This window comes from Psittacicella gerlachiana (genome assembly GCF_003585965.1).
Taxonomy (GTDB): domain Bacteria; phylum Pseudomonadota; class Gammaproteobacteria; order Enterobacterales; family Psittacicellaceae; genus Psittacicella; species Psittacicella gerlachiana.
Map to the genome: position 1 here is coordinate 1 of NZ_NRJF01000055.1, position 10,832 is coordinate 10,832.

Here is a 10,832-nt window from a genome sequence, read left to right on the forward strand (position 1 = left end):
CATAAACTGCATAAAATATTTAATTAAATCATCATAAAACTAAAGCTGAGGAGAAGTTACTCTTCTCCTCAGCTTTAATTTTAAGGTAAATTCTATTCCTATATTTAAGTCAGATTTATCGACTTTTAAGCACTTAGCATTAAAATTTCATTCAAAAAATAAACTACCTCTAACTAACTTCCTTTGCATTAGATTCATAAACTTTGCCTTTTTCAAGAAAAATTACTCGATCAGCTTGTGCAAGATAAAGCTCATCATGGGTAACTGCAACTATAGTGATTCCTTTAGCTTTTAATTCAGGAATTATCTCTTGATAAAACTTTTTCCTAAACTCAGGATCTTGTTCAGCAGCCCATTCATCAAGAATTAATAAAGATTTCCCTTCGACAATCGCACTTAATAATGCAAGACGTTTATTTTGTGATACCGAAAGATTGGTCGAAGAAAAGATAAAATTATTTACCTGAACTACCGAATCCATTTCTAGACGTCTTAACCAATAATCTATCTCTTGAGCTTTTTCTTGCGTTTGTGCAACAGGTATTTGTGGGAATAGATAAAAATCACTAAATACCGAGCTAGAAAGCTGTTGATAGCTAGGCAAGAGAGTTGAAGTTATAGGCTCCTTATCGACAAGAATTCTTCCTTGTTCAGGGACAATTATCCCCGCTAATAATAAGGCTAAAGTAGATTTGCCAGCAGCATTAGCCCCCACTATAAAAATAGTTTCACCTCGTTTAATACTTAAATCTACATCACTTAATTTAAATTCTTGCGGTTTAAGCGTACCTCTTTGTTGGGGATAACTAAAAGAAACATGAGCTAAAGTTATCTTTTGCCAAGTATGATCAAATGCACTTAAATGAGGCTGGTTAGTTTCCTGCTCTCCACTATAAGGTTTTAAGTCAAGCATCGCAATTCTCTTTGCCCCTATTTTTACATAGGCAAATTTAGAAACCCCTTCAATAGCACTAGTTAAATGGCTTCGCATAAAGAGAATTACCACCGCAAAACTCGTAGCTGCAGCAAGATCGGCAAAAGCAAAGACCATACTCAGATAAAATACCAAGCCAATTAAGCCTAATAAAGCAATATCGAAAAAAAGCATAAGTATGGCTTCAAAAGCCTCAGCATCTGCGGAGAGATACAAATACCTTTGTATATTCTTTCTAAAATTAGCTAAATAAAGAAGTTTACGGAGCTTGCTCTTTTTTAATTCTCTTTGTCCATCTATAGCTTGAGCATAGTTTTTATTGATAATATCTCGACTATCTCGAGCTTTGGCTGCATTTTTATAAAAGATTACCAGCAAATACTGCAAAATTAAAATCACTAGTAAAAAATAAATGGTCACGGCTACCGCTAGATCAAAATGTAAGTAATACATATAACCTATGGCAAAAAGTCCAAGGGTAATCCCATGCAAAATATGAGGTAAACTAAAAAATAAGCGAGCATAGCTCTCGACATCAGAGTTTAAACTAAAAGTTAATCTCGCTCGAGTTTGTCTTTTAATCTGCAAATAATCAGAGTCAATAATTTGCTGGACCATCTTTTGACGTATATTAGTAACTAACACCTTGCCAAAATAAATTAAAAACAAGGAAGTAGCTAAACTCACTAAAAAGAGGATAACTAAAAGAAAGACAAACTTTAAGAGATAATACATTGAAACTTCTTTAAGCTGTAAGAGAGTTTCATTTATGTAATCAATAAAGTAAATACTCAATAAGGATTCAAGAATACTAAAAATAATAATTATCCCTACTTGCCAACGCCGATAATAAAGATATTTCCAAAACATATTCTTAAACAACTTAAAAAATTTATCTCCCAACCTCGAAAAAAGAAACAATTAAGGTTGAAGTTAATCCTATTATACGGAAATTTTTACTCTCAATACTCAAAAACTGGTAACCAAAATCTAGGCTACAAACTTCCAAGTACAAGTCCTTAAGTAAATTCTAAAGAAAGTTCGAAAAAAAATTACCTAATTTAGGCGAAAAGTCAAAGCAAAATTACTTTAAATAAAGTAAAATAAGAAATAAAGATTTACAAAAAATTAATAAAAATTCCATCAGTAAAAATATATGACTCAATCCTCAAATGTAGTACTCACTGCACATGACTTCGACAAAATGTGTCAACCTTTTGTCAAAATAAGTGAGCTTATAACCCAAAGAACTCCAAATAATCTCAAAGCTAAATTATTCTTTATTAACCAACTTTTAGCGTTTAACTATATTTTTGCTTCAGAAAGAAAACCTGTAGAAAAACTAGATTTTCTTGCACCTGAGCTTAGTAATAAAGCTTTTCTTGAAGCCTATAAACGCTTTTTGCAACAAAGATTGGATAATAAGGAACTTTTTCAGCATCTAGATGATCCTCTCCTCCTCCAAGATTTTCATAATCTAATCCGTGAACTTTTAGTACATTTTATCCAAGCTTTTACTACCACGAATAAATCCTATAACCCGCAAAACCTTTGCGAAAACTATAACGAGGTTTATGAGATTCTCTCAAAACTAATTCATACACTAGTAGTAAAACTTTTTACCTTAACCAAAGAAGCAAAAATCAGTATTAAATTCTCAGAGATTGTAAAACTAAAAAGCAACTTTAAAGACGATAAAGCTTTAGAACTCTATACTTATCTCTTCTCTTTAATAAGCTTTAACTTTAAGCATGCACCTGTGGAAGTCAATCGTAATAATCTTGCTTTTTACAATTTAAACTACTTAACTGGTCCTTTAGCTCAAGCTCTACAACAATCAGAATACCACTGTGAGCAACTCGAAGTAATCGGAAGCAATGACTTTAAGCTTCGAGAACTCTTTGCTCAAGATTGTAAATACTGGGATCTATATTGGCAAAACTTTCATGCTTTTAAAGAGAGTTTTTATCAATGCAAAAGCAAACTTGTTAATCTAGGGTTAGAAGAATATCTCGAACAAACACCAGCCTATAGTAAAGATGCCTTAGTTCTAATTATCTCGGATAAAGATCAATTAAAATCTATCTCCTTAGAGCAAATGTTAAAACCTTTAAAACCTCAAGGTTTCCTGTACCTGTTTGTAGGTTCAGATGTACTCTACAAACCTAATCGTAAAACTAAAGATTTTGTTGCTCAGGTGATCGCAACTCCTAAGTTACAAAGCTGCTTTTTCTTGGGCGAAGGTTTGTTTGAAGCTCTATTTAAATCTAGTTTACTGGTGTTCCAAAAAAGTAAAACTGAACCTCAGATACAATTTATTGACTTCTCTACCCTCAAGGCTCAAGAGTTACTTGAACAAAAGGTCCATTTTGACGAACAACTGGGAGTAGTCAAGTCTCTCTCAACAACTCAAGTACAAACTAAATTTAATCAGCAAGGGTATATAGCGCCAATTAACACTAGTTTTGATTTTGAGTATGAATTAAAACAAAGATATGATCACCTAGTAGAAGAATTAAACGACCTCAGAACCCAACTTGCTCAAGTTTTAGTCGAGGAAAAATTATGATTGCCTATCCTTTATCTCAACTCTTTACCTTTGTCGATAAAGCTCATAGCACTCACGACTATTGGAAATTAAATGATTTGGAGGTAGGAGCTAGTTTTACTTCCGCGCCTCTTGCTTTACTTGAAAAAGTAAACAATAAAACAAAATTAGAATTACTTAAAGCCCAAAAGGGTGATCTTGTAATCTTGAGTAAAAAACGTCATCTCGTTGGTTATCTCGCATTTATAGCTCCAAGTGAGCTATGGTTTAGAGTAACAAACTTTGCCAATACTGAACCCGCAAAAGTTCTGAGCTTTAATCAAGATCTCCTGTTACCTGAGTATGCTCAATACTTAGCTCTTAGCTTTGTCCACCTGCTGAATGAAAAAGCTGATTTCTTTACTTTACCTCAGACCAGTATTCTTGATAATTTAAGCTACTTCATTCCCTCAAAAGCGGAACAGGAAAAGCTCCTCACCACCAGCATAGCTTCTATGATTAACAACTGGCAATTAGCTATGCAACAACTGCAAGCAGAAACCACCCAAAAGATACATAGTCTCTTAAAGCCTCTTTTAGAAGAAAGTTTGGTTCTCTCTCAAAATCTAAATTTTCCTAAGCTTGGGGTAAGTAAATTAAGCAAAGAAAAATTTAGTGAGTTTTTAAGTAACTATAGTAGTTTAACTCATGAGCAGGTAAATAAAATTTCTGCTTCTTTAAATAGAGAACAAAGAGATAAAATTGCAAGAAACTATCAAGAGTTGATTAATCTCAACCAAACCTTAGCTCTTAAACTTGAAGCATTATTCTATTGTAGATTAACTGCTATCTTAAAATATCCTCAATCTTATGTCTGAACGTGAATTAGCAAACCAGATTTTCAAAATTCTCGACTCTTTAGGCTATGAAGACGCAAGTCATACTTGTCGTAATTTTGCTTCTAGCTTCAAACATCCTTTTAGTCAAAATATTGAGCAAGCTTTATATAAGTTTCCCCTCTTACGAGGGGAAGCTAAAGAGCAAGCTTATCGAGTGATCGATACTTTAATTAATCCTCAATTATTTGCTCAAGCTCCTATCCCTGCGACTAAAGAAAAGCTCTATACCGACCTTGTAGAAATTATTTTGAGCTTTGTCGATTTTTGCTTTAAACAAGGAGAAAATATTGAGCTAAATTTTCTGCATATCTTATTAAAGAAAAATCGAGAATTTAATGCCTACCTGAGTTCCCTCTTTAATTTAGAGCAACCGGAAGCCAATACTTTTGCTTATGTCCAAGAGTTACCCCTTAAAACTCAGAGGCAGAGTTATAACCGAGTTGATTGTGGTCTCTATATTAATGGGATTTTAATTGGCTTAGTTGAGTTTAAAGACAAAGCTTATGACCTAAGCAAAGCCGTAGATCAACTCCATAATCACCAATATAATGCTACGGACTTAACTACTCCTTATACTTTATTTAGTCAGTTGCTCGTAGCTATTGCTGGTGATAGCATGGCTTATAGTTCAGTGGGCGAAGCGGTAGTTACCGAGACCAAACTCAAACCAATAAAATTTAAACCTTGGCAGTTTGATCCAAGCGTTAAGGACTTTATTAATCATAAAGTCGCTACACAAATTAATGCCTTTTGGCAAAAGAAGAGCGAGAGCAATCTCCATAAAACCTTAGTTGAAAATATTATTAGTTTCTTTTCACCATATCGTCTTTTAGATCTGCTCGAGAACTTTATTTTCTACAATGTTGATGGAAATAAAGTAGTGAATAAAATTATTGCTCGCCAAAACCAATATCATGGAATGGCAGCCATACGTTTTCGCCTCATGTGTCAATTCTTCTCTGATATCTACACCCTCAAAGGTGAGTATCAAAAATATGTAGCAAAACACCTACACAAGTATGACGCTTCGTGCATGATTAATCATGCTCCAGGTTCGGGTAAAAGTATAGTTATTACTTTACTCATTAAATGGGCATTAAATAACATCAATAAAATTAAGCTTTTGGCAATTTTTGATCGTAATGACCTTGAAGAGCAATTTACGCAAATGCAAGGGAAAAGCGAGATTATTAAAAATACCGATATGAGCTTAGAAAGCGATCTCTATAACTGTACTAATGGTCAAGATCTCAAAATTTCCCTTGCAGACAACAGTCGTAAAGTAATTATTACTACGTTACAAAAATTTAATCATGCAGCTCCTCAAGCTTTTGAGGATGCTAATAGCGAAGAAGAGCAAACCCAAGGGATGACTCAAGCTTTAGAGCAAATCTCTGCGCAAGTAAAACAAAACTTAACCAAATGTAATTTCTTGGCTATAGTTGATGAGTGTCATAGATCTCATTCCGGAAAATTCCATAGTTCACTAAAATCTCTCTTGCCTCCTGATTCGCATTTCCTTGTAGGACTATCAGGAACTATAGATCCAAATATCTATGAAAATGTTACCAATAAAAAGACAGTAGTGCTTTCAGAAGCTAACTTTGGTGATGTTGTCCATACATATAGCTATTTACAATCAGAAAGAGAAGGGAATATTTTTGATATTACCTATGTGCGTCCGCAAATTGAAGAAGCTACTTCTTCTTTTGAGCAACTCTCAGCTGAGAAAAAGCAAGAAATCAAAGATATTATCGAAGAACAAGGTTATTCACAAAGCCAAATTGCAAGGGCTATAAATAGTAAACTTAGTCATTTTGAACCTACGCAAGTTGTGCCTTTTATTGCCCAATATGTAGAAAAATATCTGCGAGCTCGCAACCCTGAAGACAAAGAATGGGGAGGTCTTCTTGTTACCGAAAATATAGATCAAGCTTTTGTCTATGCTCAACTTCTTGAACACTATAATCAACAAGTAAGCTTAGAGCAACAAATTCCTTTTGCTCTAATTACTTCTTTTTCGTTAAACAAAGGAGCCAATTTTGAAAGTGCAAAAAGCGAAAACTACACTCAGCATGTACGCTATATGCAACAGCTCATTGGTGAAGAACAAAAAACTATAAACGAGTCTGAAATCGGAGATAGTGCCAAAAGAGCCTACGAAGAAAAAATGGTACGCCTCTTTAAACAAGATCCTAAGCAATTACGCTTACTCATTCTTGTTGATAAATTAACTACAGGCTTTGATGCACCTAAAGCACGTTTGATTATGCTCGCTCGTAATCTCAAAGACAAAAAGCTCATTCAAACAATTAGTAGGGTAAATAGATTTGCTCCCGATAAACAAGCAGCTTATCTTGTAGACTTTGCGGATAACTTTGAAAATATTCATAAAGCTATTCACGATTACGTCATAGTTCCTGATCAATATGCTAATAGTAATCCAGAAGCCTCTTATAAACAAATACGTCTTGAGCAACTTCGTAAAGATCTCCTTGGCTATTATGATAAAGTAAAGCATTTTTGCGAGACTTATCAAATTACGGGGATTAGCTCAAGCCAAAATTCAGGTTTTGCTCAAGTAACTTGTTCATGGCACGAATTTAATCTGCACTTGCATCAACACAAAAACAATCTTCAATTTTTAAAAGATGCTAAATCTTTTAGGAATAATTTAAAGAAAATTGTCTCGCTGCTAGTCATTTGTGCCTCAATTGAACCGCAAAGTTTTTCTGAGCAAGACAAACAAGCACTTAATTTTGCCTTACAACTCATTAACCATCTTGAAAAAAGTATTAGCTTACCTGTTGAAAGTCATGAAACCTCATTACGAGATCTCATTGAGTTTATTGAACTTAAATTAAATAATCAATTACTAGATAAAATGCTGGGAATTGAGGAGAGCGTATTAGAAAATTCTCTTGATCAAATTGTTGATCAACTAATCGCACAAAAGAGTAATATTTCTCAACCTGAGTCTCAAGATTTAACTAGATACGCTACGCTTGAGGAAATTATTGCAACTAGTCTGCAAAAATTTCAAGAGAAAATTCAACGTGAATTGGGACTAATGGTGAGCATTAATGAACTGAAAGAGGCTTTTGTTGAGTTAGAAAAAATTGATTTTAATCATCCTGAGCTAGCTCAAGAAATTAGTTCTAAGTATCAAAACTACTTAGCTAATTATCTTTCTTGCTTTAAAAAGCTACATGACACAAGAGATCTAGAAAAACATTGCCAACATCTAAGCAAATCTTTTGCTAATAGCCAAGATTTATCTAAGGAAGAAAATCTAGCTTTAAAAGAAACTCTCGAAGTTGTACACCAAAAAATTATTGCTTTATTTACCAAACATCGTCTGTTATAACCCGTCCTATATTGAGGAAGCTTAATTATGCTTTATTTAGATTTACCTAATGTTCCCCTAGGAAGAGATGAGTTAGCTGAAAAAGTCAAAGATCTACTTGCGAGTAATCTTAGTCCGGCTGAATGTATTAATCTCTACTTAGGAATTTTAAACACTACCATTAAAAACTTTGAGGTATTAAAAAGCAAAACCGATACAGAACTGCAAGTCTATGTGCAAAAGATTATTGCCAAGAGTAAAAATAGTGGTTCATTTACTTTAAATGATATAACTAAAATTACTCAACTCTTACAAGCAATGATTAAACATCTTACCGAAGCTTATAAACTTGAAGATTCTGAACAAGAAAACTTTAAACTCCTCAGCGAGTATCAAGTTGATGCACGTAACTTAGCAGCTATGGATCAAGAAGAACTCAAAGATTCTCTACTTTATTTAGCTTTTAACGCTTTTGCTCAAAATCTAGAAAACTTATTAAGCAACTATTGCTTAACTAGCTCTAATATTGCTAAGACTTTAACTCATAAACAAAAAGCGCATCTTGAAGGAGAAAAATCAAATGAGAAGTTAGCTTCTTATGATTTAGAGTTAAATTGTCCTCAGTTTATAAACTTCTTTTGGAATTACTTACAACAAAAAAATAATAAAATCAACTTTGCACAAAGTGCTATTTTTAGGGTAAATGCAAAAAACTTCAAACTCTTAGAAACTTTTTATAATCAAAACTATCAAGTTAATCTTGATGCTGAATCCAAAGTTGCTCTTTCAGTGTTCAGAGAATTCAACGATATTGCTCAACAACACCCTGAAATAAAAACATGGCTCACCAACTTCTATCAAATTCAAAATCATTCACTTGGACAAGCGTTTGATTTTGTAATTGCTAATGATAGTAAAGAGTTTTATGAACAAATTAAAAACCAAAAATTCTCGCAAATTTGTTTATTCTTAAAGCAAAATGATTATGAAGTTTCTCCTCAAAAGTGGTTAGCTTTACTCAAACCAAAGGGAAAACTATATCTTGCGATCTCGCAAACTATTTACACGACCAATAACCGCAGTTTCAATAAGCATAATAGTGCTAAAAGTAAATTCTTTTTAACTTTATTGCAAGAACAACTAATTAGTGAATGCCTTTTCTTCGATATGATTAACTTAAGTGATAGTCATTATAACTATAGCTTATTCACCATTGAACCATCAGCTCAAGAGGCAATTACCTTTAAAAACTATACTTCTTTAAATTATCATAATTTAAATCAGCAAAACTTTAAGGAACTAATCGAGAACCTTGAAGCTAATTCCATCAATAATGTAACCCTAACTTATCAAGAGATTAAGCAACAAGAAAACTTCACTATCTCTCCAACTAATATTTTTGAGAGTAAGAAAATAATGCTTAATAACCTTAATGGAGTAAAAAATATGGCAGTTATAAACCCTGCAGAACTTCCAAATATTCATGACCTCTTTAAAGAGAACGACCTCGCACATCTCTATGAGCAATTATTTGAACTTGAAGGTGATGATATTATTGGCATTAAAGCAAAAACAGCTACAGAGCTACAACAATTTTTACTTGCTAATGGTATCTTCGAACTAGAGTCAATTCAACGCATTATTAGATGGGTTGAAAATAAAGAAGGCTTTATTGCTCAATACTCTAACGAGGTATTTAACAGCATCACTGAGCGTTTAAACAAGTTCAAAATATCCCCAGTGGAAGCAAAAACTGCTCTTGAAAATAGCTTAGCTCGTCTCGATGACTTTTTAAAAAACCAGCTAAAATAAGGAGTTAATTTTATATGCAAAAATATATTCTTAGCGACTTATTTTATTTTCAAACGCATAACAAATTTACTACTCATGTAAACGAAGCTTGGGAAAGAGTCTATACCTTTGCAAACAATCGTCATTCTTTAGCTTTAAGTTATAGATTTGATGTAGAAGATCCTTTTTATTTTAATTTTCATAACTCTTTTATTACCATTAAAGATCAGACTACTGCTTGTAAAGATATTAAAAAAGGCGATATCTTAATCAATTTCCGTAATCCCGCTCCTTTTGCTTTTGCTGAAGGGATCTTTACCGAAGATGTAATTTTGAAAATGAATGCTTCTTCTAACTTTATTATTGCCTCTAACTTAAGAACTGATATCTTACTTCCGGAGTTTGCTTATATTCTGCTCAATGCTCATGCCGAGATTTTAAGTTTTGATCGAGGTTATGCAATTAGTAATAATAAACATAACTATGCTCAACAAAACCTCAAAGTTAGCGTTCCCAGTATAGAGGCACAAGAAAAAGCCATAGCTTCCTATCAAGAAAATTTTACTAAGTTTAAAGAGGCTAGTAAGAGATTAGATGACTTTGTCTATAGCATTACGTATAAATATCTTTCATCTTTAAAAGAAGTGCTTTCTCAGTTTGCTCTAAACCTAGATAAGCTTCCTGAATTTATTTATAGCTTACTCAAAAGCACCGAGTTTTCGTGGAACTCAGAACATAGTGTGAGACGTAAAATAGGTGAAGTTATTAGTTACAATGCCTCATATGGGGAAAGAAACAAATCTATCCTCCTCATGAAAAGAGTTCTCTTAGAACTATACAAACTTGGACAAGAAGTTTTTATTCCGCTAAGAAATAAAATTCTTCGAGACTACTTAACCTATAACCAATTTTTATACTTAAAAGCTATAGGTGAACTTAATAATAGTTCTAAACCAAATTCTACTGAAACCAAGCAAGAAAATCTTCAGGTACAAGCTAGCTTTTCAGTTAAGACAAGTGTAGCCGAAGACCTTACACATGATTTTGTGTTACCTGTAACTCCGCAAGAGCCTAAATCTGAAGAAAAAGTAGATTATCTCTATAATTTTATCAATTATCAACTCTTTAAAAAGTAATAGGTAAAAAATTTAAACCTACATTTAAAAAATTCTCCGAACTTTATTCTTAAAGTTCGGAGAATTTTTGCAATTAACACAATACATTTTTGAAATTAAAACTTTTATTTATATTCAAATACAACATTATAAAATAGTTTATCATTCATTAGCTAATTTATTAATAATTAGAAAAAATCTGTAGTAAAATATAGTAAAG

Annotated in this window: 6 protein-coding genes; 5 read left to right on the forward strand and 1 reads right to left on the reverse strand. The window is 32.8% G+C overall.

The genetic code is table 11. From position 1 onward, the window contains the following. Positions 1 to 169: 169 nt before the first annotated feature. Positions 170 to 1,804: a cyclic peptide export ABC transporter gene (locus CKF59_RS02260; protein ID WP_119534362.1), complete on the reverse strand. Its 1,635-nt coding sequence runs from the start codon at positions 1,802 to 1,804 to the stop codon at positions 170 to 172. Between the two features lie 286 nt (positions 1,805 to 2,090). On the opposite strand from CKF59_RS02260, the gene CKF59_RS02265 reads away from it, so the two are divergent. Genes CKF59_RS02265 through CKF59_RS02285 form a run of 5 tightly spaced genes read left to right on the forward strand, consistent with a single transcriptional unit; the run spans position 2,091 to position 10,633 of the window. Then, entirely contained in the window at positions 2,091 to 3,503 is a 1,413-nt protein-coding gene (locus CKF59_RS02265) for a hypothetical protein (RefSeq protein ID WP_119534363.1), read from the forward strand. Next, positions 3,500 to 4,339 carry a hypothetical protein gene (locus tag CKF59_RS02270; RefSeq protein WP_119534364.1) on the forward strand — a complete coding sequence of 280 codons (840 nt, stop codon included), beginning with the start codon at positions 3,500 to 3,502 and terminating at the stop codon, positions 4,337 to 4,339. The genes CKF59_RS02265 and CKF59_RS02270 overlap by 4 nt, the downstream gene beginning before the upstream one ends. Further along, complete coding sequence (locus CKF59_RS02275) at positions 4,332 to 7,727, forward strand: type I restriction enzyme subunit R domain-containing protein (RefSeq protein ID WP_119534365.1); 3,396 nt, start codon at positions 4,332 to 4,334, stop codon at positions 7,725 to 7,727. The genes CKF59_RS02270 and CKF59_RS02275 overlap by 8 nt, the downstream gene beginning before the upstream one ends. 27 nt (positions 7,728 to 7,754) lie before the next feature. After that, positions 7,755 to 9,518 carry a hypothetical protein gene (locus tag CKF59_RS02280; RefSeq protein WP_119534366.1) on the forward strand — a complete coding sequence of 588 codons (1,764 nt, stop codon included), beginning with the start codon at positions 7,755 to 7,757 and terminating at the stop codon, positions 9,516 to 9,518. 14 nt (positions 9,519 to 9,532) lie between these two features. Then, positions 9,533 to 10,633 (forward strand): restriction endonuclease subunit S domain-containing protein, encoded by a 1,101-nt coding sequence (locus CKF59_RS02285; RefSeq protein ID WP_119534367.1) that lies wholly within the window; start codon positions 9,533 to 9,535, stop codon positions 10,631 to 10,633. Positions 10,634 to 10,832: the final 199 nt, after the last annotated feature.